This is a genomic window from Telluria sp. BA11 (genome assembly GCF_056680305.1).
This window is the reverse complement of record NZ_CM155275.1, coordinates 4,160,806-4,176,427: the sequence shown is the minus strand read 5'-3', so window position 1 is coordinate 4,176,427 and position 15,622 is coordinate 4,160,806. Positions and strand designations below refer to the sequence as shown.

At 63.6% G+C, this 15,622-nt stretch carries 15 protein-coding genes; 6 read left to right on the top strand and 9 right to left on the bottom strand.

The window, feature by feature from the left end; genetic code table 11:
* Positions 1-2: 2 nt before the first annotated feature.
* From AC1MGT_RS18360 to AC1MGT_RS18340, 5 genes are all read left to right on the top strand, one after another.
* Positions 3-923 carry an AAA family ATPase gene (locus AC1MGT_RS18360; protein ID WP_499501477.1) on the top strand — a complete coding sequence of 307 codons (921 nt, stop codon included), beginning with the start codon at positions 3-5 and terminating at the stop codon, positions 921-923.
* A complete protein-coding gene (locus tag AC1MGT_RS18355) occupies positions 923-1,915 on the top strand; it encodes a DUF58 domain-containing protein (RefSeq protein ID WP_499501476.1) in 993 nt (330 codons plus the stop codon). Before AC1MGT_RS18360 ends, AC1MGT_RS18355 begins: the two co-directional genes overlap by 1 nt.
* The gene (locus AC1MGT_RS18350; RefSeq protein ID WP_499501475.1) at positions 1,912-3,927 is read left to right on the top strand and encodes a transglutaminase TgpA family protein; all 2,016 of its coding nucleotides are present in this window, start codon (positions 1,912-1,914) and stop codon (positions 3,925-3,927) included. The genes AC1MGT_RS18355 and AC1MGT_RS18350 overlap by 4 nt, the downstream gene beginning before the upstream one ends.
* Positions 3,924-5,156, top strand: a complete 1,233-nt coding sequence (gene mltB, locus AC1MGT_RS18345; protein WP_499501474.1) for a lytic murein transglycosylase B — start codon at positions 3,924-3,926, stop codon at positions 5,154-5,156. Before AC1MGT_RS18350 ends, mltB begins: the two co-directional genes overlap by 4 nt.
* Before the next feature lie 467 nt (positions 5,157-5,623).
* Positions 5,624-5,962, top strand: coding sequence for a hypothetical protein (locus tag AC1MGT_RS18340; RefSeq protein ID WP_183550106.1), 339 nt, complete (start codon positions 5,624-5,626; stop codon positions 5,960-5,962).
* A gap of 266 nt (positions 5,963-6,228) precedes the next feature.
* On the opposite strand, the gene cysM is transcribed toward AC1MGT_RS18340, so the two are convergent.
* The 7 genes from cysM to AC1MGT_RS18305 form a co-directional block, all read right to left on the bottom strand.
* Positions 6,229-7,131: a cysteine synthase CysM gene (gene cysM / locus AC1MGT_RS18335; RefSeq protein ID WP_499501472.1), complete on the bottom strand. Its 903-nt coding sequence runs from the start codon at positions 7,129-7,131 to the stop codon at positions 6,229-6,231.
* Positions 7,132-7,238: 107 nt separating this feature from the next.
* Complete coding sequence (locus tag AC1MGT_RS18330) at positions 7,239-7,712, bottom strand: DUF4124 domain-containing protein (protein WP_499501471.1); 474 nt, start codon at positions 7,710-7,712, stop codon at positions 7,239-7,241.
* Between the two features lie 15 nt (positions 7,713-7,727).
* Positions 7,728-9,155, bottom strand: coding sequence for a M28 family peptidase (locus AC1MGT_RS18325; protein WP_499501470.1), 1,428 nt, complete (start codon positions 9,153-9,155; stop codon positions 7,728-7,730).
* Positions 9,156-9,244: 89 nt separating this feature from the next.
* Positions 9,245-9,592 (bottom strand): ComEA family DNA-binding protein, encoded by a 348-nt coding sequence (locus tag AC1MGT_RS18320; RefSeq protein WP_499501469.1) that lies wholly within the window; start codon positions 9,590-9,592, stop codon positions 9,245-9,247.
* Positions 9,593-9,703: 111 nt separating this feature from the next.
* Positions 9,704-10,672 (bottom strand): D-glycero-beta-D-manno-heptose-7-phosphate kinase, encoded by a 969-nt coding sequence (gene rfaE1, locus AC1MGT_RS18315; RefSeq protein WP_499501468.1) that lies wholly within the window; start codon positions 10,670-10,672, stop codon positions 9,704-9,706.
* 38 nt (positions 10,673-10,710) lie between these two features.
* On the bottom strand, positions 10,711-11,886 hold the full coding sequence (gene lapB, locus AC1MGT_RS18310; RefSeq protein ID WP_332530738.1) for a lipopolysaccharide assembly protein LapB: 1,176 nt from the start codon (positions 11,884-11,886) through the stop codon (positions 10,711-10,713).
* Positions 11,887-11,899: 13 nt separating this feature from the next.
* Positions 11,900-12,223 (bottom strand): LapA family protein, encoded by a 324-nt coding sequence (locus AC1MGT_RS18305; RefSeq protein WP_499501467.1) that lies wholly within the window; start codon positions 12,221-12,223, stop codon positions 11,900-11,902.
* Positions 12,224-12,440: 217 nt separating this feature from the next.
* On the opposite strand from AC1MGT_RS18305, the gene AC1MGT_RS18300 reads away from it, so the two are divergent.
* The gene (locus tag AC1MGT_RS18300) at positions 12,441-13,388 is read left to right on the top strand and encodes an IS1595 family transposase (protein WP_499504317.1); all 948 of its coding nucleotides are present in this window, start codon (positions 12,441-12,443) and stop codon (positions 13,386-13,388) included.
* A gap of 60 nt (positions 13,389-13,448) precedes the next feature.
* Here the strand turns inward: AC1MGT_RS18300 and AC1MGT_RS18295 are convergent, their stop codons facing one another.
* Positions 13,449-13,754 (bottom strand): integration host factor subunit beta, encoded by a 306-nt coding sequence (locus AC1MGT_RS18295; RefSeq protein ID WP_183550085.1) that lies wholly within the window; start codon positions 13,752-13,754, stop codon positions 13,449-13,451.
* A gap of 26 nt (positions 13,755-13,780) precedes the next feature.
* Positions 13,781-15,487, bottom strand: a complete 1,707-nt coding sequence (gene rpsA, locus AC1MGT_RS18290; protein ID WP_183550082.1) for a 30S ribosomal protein S1 — start codon at positions 15,485-15,487, stop codon at positions 13,781-13,783.
* Positions 15,488-15,622 lie beyond the last annotated feature (135 nt).

Genomic DNA, 15,622 nt, shown 5'->3' with positions numbered 1-15,622 from the left:
CCATGTTCAACAAATTGCACGCCGTCGCACGCCAGGTCAACCAGGTGGTGGTCGGCAAGGACCAGCAGGTGCGCCTGGCCCTGACCTGCCTGCTGGCCGGCGGCCACCTGCTCCTTGACGACCTGCCGGGCGTCGGCAAGACCACGCTGGCGCACGCGCTGGCCATTTCGCTGGGCCTGCGCTTCAACCGCGTCCAGTTCACCAGCGATTTGCTGCCGGCCGACGTGGCCGGCATCTCGATCTACGAGCGCGAAAAGAACGAGTTCGTGTTCCACCCCGGCCCGATCTTCACGCAGGTGCTGCTGGCCGACGAGATCAACCGCGCCACGCCCAAGACCCAGTCGGGCCTGCTCGAAGCCATGGAAGAACACCAGGTCTCGGCCGATGGCGTCACGCGCGCCCTGCCCGAGCCCTTCTTTGTCATCGCCACGCAGAACCCGGCCAACCAGGTCGGCGTGTTCCCGCTACCCGAGTCGCAGCTCGACCGCTTTTTGATGTGCCTGACGCTGGGCTACCCGGACGCCGCCGCCGAACGCGCGCTGCTGATGGGCGAAGACCGGCGCGCGATGCTCAAGACCCTGCAGCCGGCGATGCAGGCCGCCGAGCTGGCCGCGGCCCGGCACCAGCTGCGCACCATCCACGCGTCCGACGCCCTGATCACCTATGTGCAGGCGCTGGCACAGGCCTCGCGCCAGAACGGCATGTTCGCCGAGGGCCTGTCGCCACGCGCCGCGATCGCGCTGCTGCAGGCCGGGCGCGCCTGGGCCGCGCTGGAAGGGCGCGACCACGTGATCCCAGAGGATATCCAGGCCGTGCTGGTGCCGGTCTGCGCGCACCGCTTGCGGCCACTGCGCGCCGCGCACGGCACGGCGCTGGCCAGCCGCGACCTGGTGCTGCAACTGCAAAAGGCGGTCCCGGTCTGATGGCGCTGGCGCTACGGGGCTGGTTGCGCCGCACGACCGGCACATGGCTGCCGCGCGGCGGCGCGCTCGATGCGGGCGAGGTGGTCATCAGCCAGCGCCGCGTGTTCATCGTGCCGTCGCGCGCGGGCCTGGGCTTCGTGCTGCTGCTGGCCGTGCTGCTGGTTGGCTCGGTCAATTATGGGCTTGGCCTGGGCTTCGGGCTGACCTTCCTGGCTTTGTCGTGCGCGCTGGTCGACATGGTGGCCACCTATCGCAATCTGGCGCAGCTGCGCCTGCAACAGGGCCGCACGGCGCCCGTGTTTGCGGGCGAAGTGGCGCAATTCGAGCTGCATGTGATCAACCGCACGCGCCTGGCGCGCTACGCCGTGCGGGCCGATTTTGCCGACTGGCCCGAGCCACGCCATGTCGCCGACATCGCCGCCGGCACGCAGGCCACCGTCACGCTCACGCTGCCGACCACCGCGCGTGGCTGGGCGGCGCCGGGGCGCGTGAAGCTGTCGACGCGCTTTCCCCTCGGCCTGTTCGTGGCCTGGAGCTACTGGCGGCCGGCCGCGCGCGTGCTGGTCTACCCACGCCCCGAAGACGGCGCGCCCGGCCTGCCGCTGCAGGGCGGCGGCGGCAACAGCGTGCGCACGGCCGGCCATGACGACTTTGCCGGCGTGCGCAATTACCAGGCGGGCGACTCGCCGCGCCAGATGGCGTGGCGCCAGATCGCGCGGCTCGACCCGAGCATCGGCGGCCAGCTGGTGACGAAACACTTCGAAGGCGGTGGCGGCGACGAACTGGTGCTCGACTTCGACCGCCTGCCACGCAACCTTGACATCGAACTGCGCCTGGCGCGCCTGACGCGCTGGGTACTGGACGCCGAAAGCCGCGCCCTGCCCTACGCCTTCCACCTGGGCGCCGTGCGCATCGATGCCGGCAGTGGCGCGGCGCACCAGGCGGCGTGTCTGCGCGCGCTGGCCCTGTACGGCATCGAGGGCCCCGCATGAACTTCCTGCGTACCCCGCTGCCACGCGACAAGGCCGACACGCTGCTGCTCCTGGGCAGCGCGGTGCTGGTGCTGGCGCCGCACGCGCTGCACCTGCCGTGGTGGGTTTCGCTGCTGTGCGCGGCCACGCTGGCCTGGCGCGCCGCCATCACGCTGCGCGGCAAGCGCATGCCCAGGACCATCGTCCTGCTGCCGATCGCGATTGCCGCCATGGTCGGCGTGCAGTTCAGCTACGACACGCTGCTCGGCAAGGATGCCGGCGTGGCGATGCTGGTGCTGCTGGTGGCCTTCAAGATGCTCGAAATGCACGCGCGGCGCGACCTGTTCGTCGTGGTGTTCCTGTGCTTCTTCCTGGTGCTCACCAACTTCTTTTACGCGCAGGGGATCGGCACGGCGGTCATGATGATCGCGTCGGTGCTGCTGCTGCTGGCCACGCAGCTGTCGTTCCAGTTCACCGGCGCGGTGCCGCCGCTGCGCACGCGCCTGGCGATGGCCGCGCGCATGCTGGCCTTTGCTGCGCCGATTGCGATTGCGCTGTTTTTCGTGTTCCCGCGCATCCAGGGCCCGCTGTGGAGCATGCCGGGCGGCGCGGGCGCCGGCACCTCGGGCTTGTCGGACCAGATGGCGCCGGGCCAGATGTCGAACCTGGCGCTGTCCGAAGAGCCGGCGTTTCGCGTGCGCTTCTTTGGCCGTCCGCCGCTGGCGCCTCAGTTGTACTGGCGCGGCCCCGTGCTCGACGCCTTCGATGGCCTGACCTGGCGTCGCGGCGACAACATCGCATCGGGCCGCAATCTGCGCCTGTCGGTCGGCGGGCCGGGTCTGGAATACGAAGTCACGCTCGAACCATCGCAGTCGCGCTGGGTGTTCGCGCTCGAGATGCCGGGCGAATTGCCCGTCGTGCCGGGCCACGAGCTGCGCATCTCGCCGCAGTTCGAACTGACGGCCGACACGCCGCTGGCGAGCCGCGTGCGCTACCGCGCCAGCTCGCACGTCGAGTATGCGCTGCAGAATGGTCCGGTACTGGCGGACACCAATCGCTGGCTGCTGCTGCCGTATGGCTTCAACCCGCGCGCCCTGGCTGCCGGCATGGCCTTGCGCGCGCTGGGCGACCCGGCCGCGCGAGTGGACGCCGTGCTGCGCCAGTTCCGCGAGCAGCCATTTGAATACACGCTGGCCCCGCCGCTGCTCGGGCGCCATACGGTCGACGAATTCCTGTACGGGACACGCTCGGGCTTTTGCGAACATTACTCGGGCGCGTTCGTGTTTTTGATGCGCGCGGCCGGCGTGCCGGCGCGCGTGGTGACCGGCTACCAGGGGGGCGAACTCAATCCCATCGACGGCTTCATGACGGTGCGCCAGTCGGATGCCCATGCCTGGGCCGAAGTCTGGATCGCAGGCCGCGGCTGGCTGCGCGTGGATCCGACGGCGGCGGTGGCGCCGGAGCGCGTGCAGTCGGGGACGAACCGGGCCACGGAACGGCCTGCGCCATTCGGGATCGACGCGCTGCGCGGCGTGAACCCGTTCGGACTGCAAGCCAGCGCCTGGCTGGCCGATGTGCGCAACGCGATGGGCGCGCTCAACAACGGCTGGAACCAGTGGGTGCTGAACTACACGCCGGAACGCCAGCGCAGCGTCGTACAGGGCTTGCAGGACAAGTTGCTCGGCTGGCCGTTCGGCGTCGCGCTGGTGCTGGCCGGATTGGCCTGGTGGGGCATGAAGATTTTGCGGCGCCGTCGCGAAATCGACCCGATCGATGCTCTATACTCGGTCTTGTGCAAGCGACTGGGCCAGGCCGGCCTGCCGCGCGCACAAGACGAAGGGCCCAGCGCCTACGCGGCGCGCATCCTCGCCACCGATGCTGCTACCGCCGCCGGCGCGCAGGCCCTGGGCCAGCCCGCCCGCGAGGCCGCCATCGCCTTCCTGCGTCGTTACAGCGCCTGGCGCTACGCCGCGCCCGCAGCCGATCCCCGGCTCCACGCCACCTTGAAACGTCTATTGTCGCAAGTCAGATGAAATTAATTGTTACCCTGTTCGCCGCGCTCGCCCTTGTCGCCAGCGCGCATGGCGATGCGCTCGCCGCCCCTTCTTCCGACACCCAGGCACGCAGCGCGCAAGCCAAGACCAAGGCCGCCAAAGCCAGGGCCGCAGCGAAAGCCAAATCAGCGAAAGTCAAATCAACGAAAGCGAAATCGTCCAAGGCGCGCCGCACGGCCGCCAAGGCCGCGCCAGTTGCTGCAGCCGGCGCCGCTGCCGCTGCCGCCAGCGTCGTCGACACCGACAACGAGCACGTCAACTTTCTGGAATGGCAACCGGTGCGCGAATTCATCGAGGGAATGGTCGCGCAGCACGGCTTTGAACGCACGGCGCTCGAGACGCTGTTTGGCCAGGTGCGCTACATCGATACGGCCGTGCAGCTGGTCAAGCCGGCGCCGCCGGGCAAGCCGAAGAACTGGCAAGCCTACAGCGCCCGCTTCATCGAGCCGATCCGGATTCGTGCCGGCGTGCGCTTCTGGGAAGAGAACGCCGAGGCGCTCAAGCGCGCCGAAGCGGCATATGGCGTGCCGGCCGAGATCATCGTCGGCATCATCGGCATCGAAACCATCTATGGCCGCGACACCGGGCGCTTCCGCGTGCTCGACTCGCTCACCACGCTGGCGTTCGCCTATCCGGCCGCACCGAACCAGGCGGCGCGCCAGGCGTTCTTCCGCGATGAGCTGGCCAACACATTGGTGCTGGCGCGCGAGCGCGGCTACGACCCGTTCTCGCTGCTCGGCTCATTCGCTGGTGCAGTCGGTTTGCCGCAATTCATGCCGAGCAATATCCTCAAATATGGTGTGGACTTCGACAACGATGGCCGCGTCGATCTGCGCGGCTCCAGCGTCGATGCGATTGGCAGCGTGGCCAATTTCCTGATCCAGCATGGCTGGAACCCCGAGCACCGCGGGCCGACCGCGTATGCTGCCGACGTCTCGCCAACGCGCGCCTGGGAACCACTGCTCGGACTCGGTCTGGAAGCGACGCTGAAACCGGAAGCGCTGCGCGCTGCGGGCGTGGTCACCAGCACGCCGCTGCCGGCGGAGAACCTGTACGGTTTGATCGACTTGCAAAATGGCGCTGAGCCGACCGAGTACTGGGTCGCCAACGATAATTTTTATGCCATCACCAAATACAATCGCAGTTATTTCTATGCAATGTCAGTAGTCGACCTGGGACGTGCGGTGCGCGCTGCCCGGCCGGAGTGAGGCACGTCACGTTCACTTTCCGAGCGGGAAATTTTGTAATCCTTTGTAACAAGTTTCCTGCCAACTTTCAATATTGCTGACCAGCACTCGCTTGCATACCCCCCAGGGGTATGCGCAAGTATCTTGCAATTATTCGTACTAAATATATTACGAATGTAGTCATACTCCCCATTTTCTTTCCATTAAGTCAGCAATTCCCATACTGTGCGGCATCAAATGCTGGATGCCCGTACACTACTCATTAATCAAAAAACAATAGTTGTTTCACGTGACTATATGAGAGAATTGCATTGCGGCTATTGTTGCAAGTAGACAACGATAACCGAATCGAAAGAAACGATTCCGGCTTGCTCATGAGTATCGGTATCGAAATAGTTGTACAATTGAATAGAAATTTACGAAAGTAAAACCGGACTCGACGTTGTAGATGTTGATGACTCCGCACTAACCCCTAAGGAATATGAATCATGACTAACCAAGTCGGCATTGATATGAACAGCGATTCGGAAGGCGACGAGCTGCTTCAGTACAACCCGAATCGCCTGCTCGATACGCTGATCGAGAACCTGCGTCTGAAAAATGACGCAGCGCTGTCGCGCGCGCTGGAAGTGGCGCCGCCAGTGATCTCGAAAATCCGTCACCACCGCCTGCCGGTCGGCGCCTCGCTGCTGATCCGCATGCACGAAGTGAGCGACCTGTCGATCCGCGACCTGCGCTACCTGATGGGCGATCGCCGTGCAAAATTCCGCATCAGCGACAAGCAGTTCAAGCCAAAAGAAGGCGCAGTCCCGGCAATGAAGGACTGAGCGACGCCGGGCGCTTCCGGGCGCCTGCGTTTCTCGTCTGGCCAGGATTGAACGGGCCGTCCCATATGGTACGGCCGGCACCAGTAGTGCATACGCCCGCGCGGGCGTATGAGCCGCCGCATTGGCGGACGACCGAAGGAAATTGGCTTGGAGCCGATGGAAAGGTCTAGGCAGTCCAAGGACTGATTTGACAAGGCCGCCTGTGCACCAGGCGGCCTTTTTTATGGCGCAGTCAATTTTGTATCAACGTTGACCGCGCCCTTGCCTCAGGCGGGAAAGACACCCGTGGACAAGTAGCGATCGCCCCGGTCGCAGACGATGAACACGATGGTCGCGTTCTCGACGGTCTGGGCGATGCGCAGCGCCACTTCACAGGCGCCGGCGGCCGAAATGCCGCAGAAGATGCCCTCTTCGGCTGCCATGCGGCGTGCCATCTGCTCGGCGGCTGCCTGGCTCACGCTCTCGACCTGGTCGACGCGCGCCTTGTCATAGATCTTCGGCAGGTAGGCTTCGGGCCACTTGCGGATGCCCGGGATCGACGAGCCTTCTTCGGGCTGCGCGCCGATGATGCGCACGGCCTCGTTCTGCTCCTTCAGATAGCGCGACACGCCCATGATGGTGCCGGTGGTGCCCATGGCGCTGACGAAGTGCGTGACCCGCCCTTCGGTGTCACGCCAGATTTCCGGGCCCGTGCTCTCGTAGTGCGCGCGTGGATTGTCGTCGTTGGCGAACTGGTCGAGGATGATGCCCTGGCCGTCTTTCTGCATCTGCTCGGCCATGTCGCGCGCGTACTCCATGCCGCCCGTCTTTGGCGTGAGGATGATCTGCGCACCATAGGCGGCCATGCTCTGGCGCCGCTCGATCGACAGGTTGTCGGGCATCAGCAGGATCATCTTGTAGCCGAGGATCGCCGCAGCCATCGCCAGCGCGATGCCGGTATTGCCGCTGGTCGCTTCGATCAGCGTGTCGCCCGGCTTGATCTGGCCACGCAGTTCGGCGCCGCGCAGCATCGACATCGCAGCCCGGTCCTTTACCGAACCGGCCGGGTTATTGCCTTCGAGCTTGCCCAGGATGATGTTGTTGCGGGCTGCGCACTCCGCGCCCGGCAGGCGCTGCAGCTGCACGAGCGGCGTGTTGCCGATCGTGGATTCGATGGTCTTGTATGCCATTGCGTTCTCTATTCCTTGCGATACCAAAACACCATTTTAATCCGAGACGCACACGGGCGTCGGCGCAGCCGCCGGTCGCGACTGCAAACGGCAGCAGGGAATGGTGTTCAGCGCGTACCCTGGCGCGTCAGCTGGCCTGGCATGGGATTTGGATTCATGAAGTAACCGCAGATGCGGTTGACATCGATGATGGGTTCTTTGGCATCGGAAGCGAAATTGGTGACGCGGCTTCGGCGTACCGCCAGTTTCCTTTTTGCCTGCTCGCACTCGTACGAGTTCGGATCACCCTGCGGCGGCGCGATCGAGCCGACCGGCTCGGCCGCGACTGCCTGCAGGCCCGCACGCGCGTCTTCTGCACGCCAGTCCTGCGCCGGCGCAGGCCGCGTTGCCTGCGGCGCACGCGTGACGACTGGCGGGAGTGCCTCCATCGTCGTGCGCTGCGCGCTGCGGGCGCAGCCCGAGTCGGAATAGGTCTTGGCGCCGGTTTTGGGATCGACGCATTTGTAGACCTGCGCCGCAGCCGGCAACGCGAGTACGCACCCGCCCACCGCAATGATGCACATGACGATGGACGATTTCACGATAGCGATACCGGATTAACGCAGCGGCAGCGGATACGTCGCGACGCTGACGTTGCCGTCCTTGTCAACCGCCTGCACGCCAAAGAAGACATTGTCCTTCGACAGGTCGAGCGTGGCTTCCGTCACGTTGCCGACCCACTTCGAGCCTTCCCAGTTGGCGCTGGTGGTGTCGCGCCAGACGATGCGGTAGCCGGCCAGATCGGGCTCGCCATTCGCTTTCCAGACCAGTGTGGAATCGTTGGTCAGGGCCGCGGTGCGCAGCTTGACCTCCTGCGGTGCGGCCGGCGCCATTGCGAGCGAGGCCATCGCGGCGCCATTCACGCGTGTGACCTTGGCGATGTAGTCGAAGTCGACGTGGTCGATCGTGTCGCCATACACCTTGCCGTTCTCGGTGCGCAGATCCTGGTGCTGGTGCGCGAAATCTTCGGCTGGTTCGGTAAAGCGCAGCGCGGCGTAGCCCTGCTCGAGGAACGGCATGTGGTCGCCCCCGCGCAGATAGCGGTCATGCCGCTGGATCACGCTGACCTTGAAGCCTTTCACGTAGCGCTCGCCCTGCTCCTTCGTGTGGCGTGCGAGCTGGCGCGAAAGCGAATCGTTCTCGCCGCCCGTGGCCACGAGCTGGCGCACGGCCTCGCTCATTTCCTTGGTCGCCGGGATACTCTGGGCGAACAGGCGCACCTGCTTGTTGTCGACCTTGCCGTCGTCGCCCTTGGAGCTGCCGATGATGTCGTTGGTGAACATGCCGGCCACGTTCCAGTTCTTTTCACGCGCGCCGACGGCCCAGTGGCGGGCGCCGATCAGGCCCTGCTCTTCGGCGGCCACGGCCATGAACACGAGCGTCGCGTCGAACTTGTATTTGGCCATCACGCATGCCAGTTCCATGATGGCAGCGGTGCCCGATGCGTCGTCGTTTGCACCTGGTGCGTCCGAGGTGGCGTCCATCACGTCCGAAGCGCGCGAGTCGTAGTGGCCGCTGACCACGTACATTCGCTCTTTGGAAGCGGCCTGCGTGCCCGGCAGCGTCGCGACGACGTTGACGATCTCGGTGGGCTTGGTGATGCGCGCCGAGACGGGCGCCACATGGCTGTCATACGTGACCTGCAATGGCGTGCCGGCACCGCAGCGCTCGAGCTCGGCCTTGATCCAGCGGCGGGCAGCGCCGATGCCGCGCGTTGGCGATTCGGTCTCGGACATCGTGTGGCGCGTGCCGAAGCTGACCAGCTTGCGGATATGGCCTTCGATGCGCTGCTGCGAGACTTCACCCAGGATCTTCGTGATCTGGGCTTGCTGCGCGGTGATGTCGGGTTGTTTCGGTGTGGCGGGCGCAGCGGACGTAGTTGCGGGCGTAGTTGCTGGCGCAGCAGCTGAAGCGGCGCCGGAAGCAGCCAGCAGGGCTGCCAGCAAGGCAGTTGAAGCACGGGTTGAAACACGGGCGTGAGGCATGACGACCTTTCTGATAATGATGTTCAAGCATGATCTTGAAGAGCTGGAACATCTTGCCACGCGCCCGTGACGCTGTCAGTCAATACATGTCATGTTGCGGTCTTGGCGTCGGCCGGTTTGGCGGCCGACTTGTCGCCTTTGGCGGCGGCAGGCTTGGCTGCTGCGCCTTCCTTGCCCTTGCCATTGACCACCAGCCCGGACTGGCTCAGCTTGGCGGCCTTCTTGTCACCCAGCCCCTTGACGCGCGTTTGCAGGTCGGACCAGTCCTTGAACTCGCCCTTGGCGCGCTCGTCGAGAATGGCCTTGGACATGCTCGGCCCCACGCCCTTGACGCCATCGAGCGCGGCGACATCGGCTTTGTTCACATCGACCTGGGCAAACGCCATGCTGCCCGAGACAGCCAGCGCGGCAAAGGCAAGCATCAGTTTCTTGATCATCGAATTTCTCCGTTGGTTGAAGACGCTGGACGGCGACGCCGCCCATCGGACTCCTAACGGATCGCCCGGCGCGTCGTTGACGGGCCGGGCTTGAGGCAGATCAGGCGCGACTCAACCCGGAAACAGCTCGTCGCGGGTCACGGTGGCCGTGCCCAGCTTGCCGACGACGATGCCGCCGGCGCGGTTGGCCGTGACCAGCGCTTCGCCCAGCGGCGCGCCCGTGCCCAGCATCGTGGCCAGCGTCGCAATCACCGTGTCACCGGCGCCCGATACGTCGAACACTTCGCGCGCATCGGCATTCACATGCAGCACTTCGTCGGCCGTGAACAGGCTCATGCCTTCTTCGGAGCGCGTCAAGAGCAGCGCATCCAGGCCAAGGTCCACACGCAGCGCCTGCGCTTTTTCGAGCAATTGCGTCTCGCTCTTCCAGCCGCCGACGACGCGCTGCAGTTCGGCGCGGTTGGGCGTGAGGATGCTTGCGCCCTTGTACGGCGTGAAATCGTCGCCTTTCGGATCGACCAGCACGATCTTGCCGGCAGCGCGCGCCAGGGCAATCATCTCGGCGACATTGACCAGCGCACCCTTGTTGTAATCGGACAGGATGATCACGTCGTAATCGGGCAGCAGCGCCTTGAACTGGCTGAGCTTGTCGCGCAGCACGGTCTCGGTCGGCGCATCCTCGAAATCGATGCGCACCATCTGCTGCTGGCGGCCGATGACGCGCAGCTTGATGATCGTTGAGATCGCCTCGTCGCGCTTGAGATAGCTGTGGATGCCCGCGCCCTGCAGCAGGCGCTCGACTTCGTCGCCCGCCTCGTCGGCCCCCACCACGCCCAGCAGGCCCGTGTAGGCGCCCAGCGCAGCGGCATTGCGCGCCACATTGGCAGCGCCGCCCAGGCGCTCCTCGCGCCGCTCGATGCGCACGACGGGCACCGGCGCTTCGGGCGAGATGCGCGAGACGTCGCCGAACCAGTAGCGGTCGAGCATCACGTCGCCCACCACCAGCAGGCGCACGGCGGAGAGTTCAGGGGCCGCCTGCTGGCGGTAATCGTCGGCCACCAGCAGGCGGCTCGGGGTCATGGGCATATCGCTTGTCATTGGGATCGTTCGATGAACCGTCAGTTCATCACATTGAGTTCTTCGGTGCGGCGTGGCGGGTACGAATCCCAGCGGTTGCAGCCCGGGCATTGCCAGTAGAACTGGCGCGCCTTGAAACCGCAGTGGCTGCACTGATAGCGCGCCAGCTTCTGCGTGTAGCGCTGCACCAGGTTCTTGACCATCGACAGCTCTTCCCAGACATGGGCCGGCGCATCCATCAGACGCGCTTCAAGCAATTTATCCAGGCCAAGCAGCGTCGGATTGCGGCGCAGCTCTTCCACCACCAGGCCCTTGGCCGCTTCGACGCCATCGAGCTCGATGACGGCCTTGAACACCACTTCGATCAGGTCGATCGACGAAGCCTCGGCCAGGTACGAGCGCAGCAGGTTCACGCCCTCCTGCGGGCGGCCCACCTTGCGGTAGCCATCCATCAGGCGCGCAGCCACCAGGGCCACGTGCGGCACGCTTTGCTGCTCCACGCGGCGCCAGGTCTTGAGCGCTTCTTCCACATCGCCCTGGGCCAGCAGCGCGTCGCCGCGCAGGATGGTCGCGCGCACGCTGTGGCGATTCGCTTCCAGCGCCTTGTCCAGCAGCAGCATCGCGTCGCTTGGCGCCATGTGCACCAGCGCGTCGGCCGCCAGTTCGCAATAGAACTGGGCGATCTCGATCTGGCGCGCGCCGGCGCCAGATGCCTGCAAGTCTTCGGCAGCCTCGATGGCGCGCTTCCATTCCTTTTCGCGCTGGTAAATTTCCAGCAGCGAACGGCGCGCCTGCACCGCATACGGTGTGTCGGCCAGGCCATTGAACGATTCCTCTGCGCGATCCAGCAGACCGGCTTTCAGGTAGTCGATGCCCAGTTCGTACTGCGCGTGCGCTTTCTCTTCGCTCGGCAAGTCAGGCCGAGCGAGCAGGTTCTGGTGCACGCGGATGGCACGCTCGGTCTCGCCGCGACGGCGAAACAGATTGCCCAGCGCGAAGTGCATGTCGCTCGATTCAGGATCGAGCTTGACGATCTCGATGAACGAATCGATGGCCTTGTCGGGCTGGTCGTTGAGCAGGTGGTTCAGGCCCTTGAAATAGCCGCGCGGCAGCGTGCGCGACTCGGAGACCACCTCGTTAATGTCGACCCGGGCAGCGAGCCAGCCCAGGCCAAAGAAGAAGGGGATGCCAAGCAGCATCCAGAGTTCGAAATCCATGGTGTTCTTGTTGTTAGTGGCGGGGTGCAACCGGTGGAACGGCATCCGGCGGCGGTGGCGTGGTGGCGACCACACCGGTACCGGCGGCGCTTTGCAGAGCCTGGATGGTGTACTTGTGCTGCCATTTTTCGCGGCGCTGACGGAACACGGTCGGCGCCAGGGCCAGGATGCCGAAGGCGGCGCCGGCGACGAAGAACGCCAGCAGCATCAGCACGAGGGGGCCGCGCAGTTCATAGTCGAGGAAAAAATGCAGGTCGACCTCTTTCGTGTTCTTCAGCGCGAAACCGAAAAACAGGACGAACAGGACAAATCCGACGATGGTCGAGACGAATTTCATCAACAGGTTCCGCTAGACAATGGTGTAAGGGCGAAGTGTCGCATATCCGCCATCATATTTCAAAATAGCGTGCGGCGTTGGGCCGTTGGCTGACCCGACAGGCCAAAAGGCGCAGTCAACGTTAAATAGAGACCAGCTTTGAACTAACGAGCAGTCCAATGGTCAAATCCCTGTCCCAGCGTCAGGAGTCGATCATGAAAGCACCACGTTTCAAGGGCTGGTTCGCAAGATTGCCTTCGCTGAACCAGCCACAGCGCCGGTGCTCGATGCCCTGCATCCTGCAGCCGGGCTCGATCAGGTGGTCGCACTCATCACTGAGGCCAGAGCGTCAGGCCGCTGCTGTCCCAGATGCGGCAACGCGCGCTGCTACCGGCACGGGTTCGCCAACGACTTGCAGCGCTACCGCTGCTGTGCCTGCGGCCGCACCTTCAACGACTTGACCGGCACGCCACTGGCGCGGCTCAGGCTCAAAGCCAAATGGCTCGCGTATTCGCAGGTGCTGCTCGATTCGCTCACCGTACGGAAAGCGGCAGACCGGGTTGGCGTACACCGCAACACGGCCTTTCGCTGGCGTCACCGCTTTCTGCATTGGGTCAAGCTCGACCGGCCCGCAGCGCTCAATGGCATCGTCGAGGCTGACGAAACATTTCTGCTTGAGTCACAGAAAGGTTCACGCACGCTCAATCGGCCACCGCGCCGCCGTGGTGGCCACGCTGCCAAACGGGGAATTTCCAGTGAACTCGATTGCATCTTGGTCGCGCGCGACCGCGAGGGGCGCACGGTCGATGCCTTCACCGGTCGCGGTACGCTCACGGCTGCGCAACTCGACCGTGACTTGCTGCCCAGGCTCGATCGGCAGGCGCTGCTCGTCAGTGACGGCCATCCTGCCTACCGAGCCTTTGCACGCAAGCACAGGATCGCGCACGAAGCGGTCAATCTGCGCGCCGGGGTGCGTGCGAGGCGGCTGGGCAATCTTGCCATCCATGTGCAGAACGTGAACGCCTACCACCAGCGCTTCAAGGCCTGGCTGCAAGGCTTTCGTGGCGTGGCGTCGCGCTACCTGCCCAACTATCTGGGCTGGCGTTGGGCGCTGGATGGAGAGCGGATCATTTCGCCAGAACAATTGCTTAGTATTGCTATCAGCGTCATCAACAGAAAACGCTGACTGCGCCGGCCAAAAAAAACGGCACCCTCGCGGATGCCGTTTCTTGGTGCCAGCACTGACTCAATCGTTGATGATCGGTTGCCCGACCATCGCGTCCACCTGCTCGCGCAACTGCTTGCCCGGCTTGAAGTGCGGCACCCGTTTTTCGGGCACCATCACCTTGTCGCCGGACTTCGGATTGCGACCGATGCGCGGCGGACGGCTGTTCAGCGAGAAACTGCCGAAACCACGGATCTCGATGCGTTGACCGGTCGCCAGGGCGTTGGTCATCGCATCGAGGATGGTCTTGACAGCAAATTCCGCATCCTTTGCCACCAGCTGAGAATAACGCTCAGCCAGTCGGTTGATCAGCTCGGATTTGGTCATCTGCAAGCTCCTCAGGGGTTACCTGATTAGTTCTTGTTGTCGAACTTGGCCTTGAGCAGTGCGCCCAGGCTGGTCGTGCCCGAAGCAGCGCTGTTGTCGTTCGACAGCTTGCTCATGGCTTCTTGCGTATCGACATTGTCTTTCGCCTTGATCGACAGCTGGATGCTGCGAGCCTTGCGATCGATGTTGATCACCAGAGCTTCGACGGTGTCGCCGACTTTCAGGTGGGTGCCAGCATCTTCAACGCGGTCACGCGAGATTTCCGAAGCGCGCAGGTAGCCTTCGACTTCTTCCGACAGCGAGATCACGGCGCCTTTTGGCTCAACCGATTTCACGGTGCCGGTAACCAGCGAACCCTTGTCGTTCATCGACGAGTAGGTGTTGAACGGGTCGCCTTCGAGTTGCTTCACGCCCAGCGAAACACGCTCGCGCTCGACGTCGATGGCCAGAACCACGGCTTCCAGTTCGTCGCCTTTCTTGAAGCGACGCACAGCTTCTTCGCCGGCTTCGGTCCACGACAGATCCGACAGGTGCACCAGACCATCGATGTTGCCTGGCAGGCCGATGAACACGCCGAAGTCGGTGATCGACTTGATCGAACCCTTGACCTTGTCGCCCTTCTTGTGGGTCATGCCGAAGTCGTCCCATGGATTTGCTTTGCACTGCTTCATGCCCAGCGAAATACGGCGGCGCTCTTCGTCGATCTCCAGAACCATGACTTCCACTTCGTCGCCCAGCTGGACAACTTTGTTTGGTGCCACGTTCTTGTTGGTCCAGTCCATTTCGGACACGTGGACCAGACCTTCGATACCCTGCTCGACTTCGACGAACGCGCCGTAGTCGGTGAGGTTCGTGACTTTACCGAACAGGCGGGTGCTCTGTGGGTAACGACGCGACAGACCGGTCCATGGATCGTCGCCCAGCTGCTTGACGCCCAGCGAGACGCGGTTCTTCTCTTGATCGTACTTGAGGACCTTGGCGGTGATCTCTTGGCCAACCGACAGGACTTCGGACGGGTGACGCACACGACGCCATGCCAGATCGGTGATGTGCAGCAGACCATCGATGCCGCCCAGGTCGACGAATGCGCCATAGTCGGTGATGTTCTTGACGATACCGGTAACGACGGTACCTTCTTTCAGCGTTTCCATCAGCTTCTGACGCTCTTCGCCCATCGATGCTTCGATGACAGCGCGGCGCGACAGCACGACGTTGTTACGCTTGCGGTCCAGCTTGATGACCTTGAATTCGAGGGTCTTGCCTTCGAATGGGGTCGTGTCCTTGACTGGACGGGTGTCAACCAGCGAACCCGGCAGGAACGCGCGGATGCCGTTGGTCAGAACGGTCAGGCCGCCCTTGACTTTGCCATTGACGGTACCGGTGACGATTTCGCCCGATTCCATTGCTTTTTCCAGCGCCAGCCACGAAGCCAGACGCTTGGCCTTGTCGCGCGACAGGATGGTGTCGCCAAAGCCGTTTTCCAGCGACTCGATGGCCACGGAAACGAAGTCGCCTACTGCGACTTCCAGTTCGCCCTGGTCATTCTTGAATTCTTCGATTGGAATGAACGCTTCCGACTTCAGGCCTGCGTTGACGATCACGAAGTTGTGATCCAGACGCACGACTTCAGCCGAAATGACTTCGCCCGAACGCATGTCTTGACGCGACAGCGATTCCTCGAAGAGGGCGGCAAAGCTTTCCATACCAGTATCTTGGGTAGTTGCAGTAGACATAAAAAAGTTGGTTATTTCATGTGAGCCAGCAGACCGACGATAGTGCGGACTGAACTGGGTTAGGTTAAAACACGCTTGCGATGGCCAATATGCTGTCGCAAGCACCAAAGGACAAGGTCTTCGACTGCCACCCTC

Excerpts from the sequence above, each read along its gene's own strand:
- AC1MGT_RS18350 (WP_499501475.1), top strand. The coding sequence starts at position 1,912 with ATGAACTTCCTGCGTACCCCGCTGCCACGCGACAAGGCCGACACGCTG.
- AC1MGT_RS18325 (WP_499501470.1), bottom strand. The coding sequence starts at position 9,155 with ATGCCTCACGCCCGTGTTTCAACCCGTGCTTCAACTGCCTTGCTGGCA.
- cysM (WP_499501472.1), bottom strand. The coding sequence starts at position 7,131 with ATGGCATACAAGACCATCGAATCCACGATCGGCAACACGCCGCTCGTG.
- rfaE1 (WP_499501468.1), bottom strand. The coding sequence starts at position 10,672 with ATGACCCCGAGCCGCCTGCTGGTGGCCGACGATTACCGCCAGCAGGCG.
- AC1MGT_RS18340 (WP_183550106.1), top strand. The coding sequence starts at position 5,624 with ATGACTAACCAAGTCGGCATTGATATGAACAGCGATTCGGAAGGCGAC.
- AC1MGT_RS18360 (WP_499501477.1), top strand. The coding sequence starts at position 3 with ATGTTCAACAAATTGCACGCCGTCGCACGCCAGGTCAACCAGGTGGTG.
- lapB (WP_332530738.1), bottom strand. The coding sequence starts at position 11,886 with ATGGATTTCGAACTCTGGATGCTGCTTGGCATCCCCTTCTTCTTTGGC.
- rpsA (WP_183550082.1), bottom strand. The coding sequence starts at position 15,487 with ATGTCTACTGCAACTACCCAAGATACTGGTATGGAAAGCTTTGCCGCC.
- AC1MGT_RS18295 (WP_183550085.1), bottom strand. The coding sequence starts at position 13,754 with ATGACCAAATCCGAGCTGATCAACCGACTGGCTGAGCGTTATTCTCAG.
- mltB (WP_499501474.1), top strand. The coding sequence starts at position 3,924 with ATGAAATTAATTGTTACCCTGTTCGCCGCGCTCGCCCTTGTCGCCAGC.
- AC1MGT_RS18305 (WP_499501467.1), bottom strand. The coding sequence starts at position 12,223 with ATGAAATTCGTCTCGACCATCGTCGGATTTGTCCTGTTCGTCCTGTTT.
- AC1MGT_RS18355 (WP_499501476.1), top strand. The coding sequence starts at position 923 with ATGGCGCTGGCGCTACGGGGCTGGTTGCGCCGCACGACCGGCACATGG.
- AC1MGT_RS18320 (WP_499501469.1), bottom strand. The coding sequence starts at position 9,592 with ATGATCAAGAAACTGATGCTTGCCTTTGCCGCGCTGGCTGTCTCGGGC.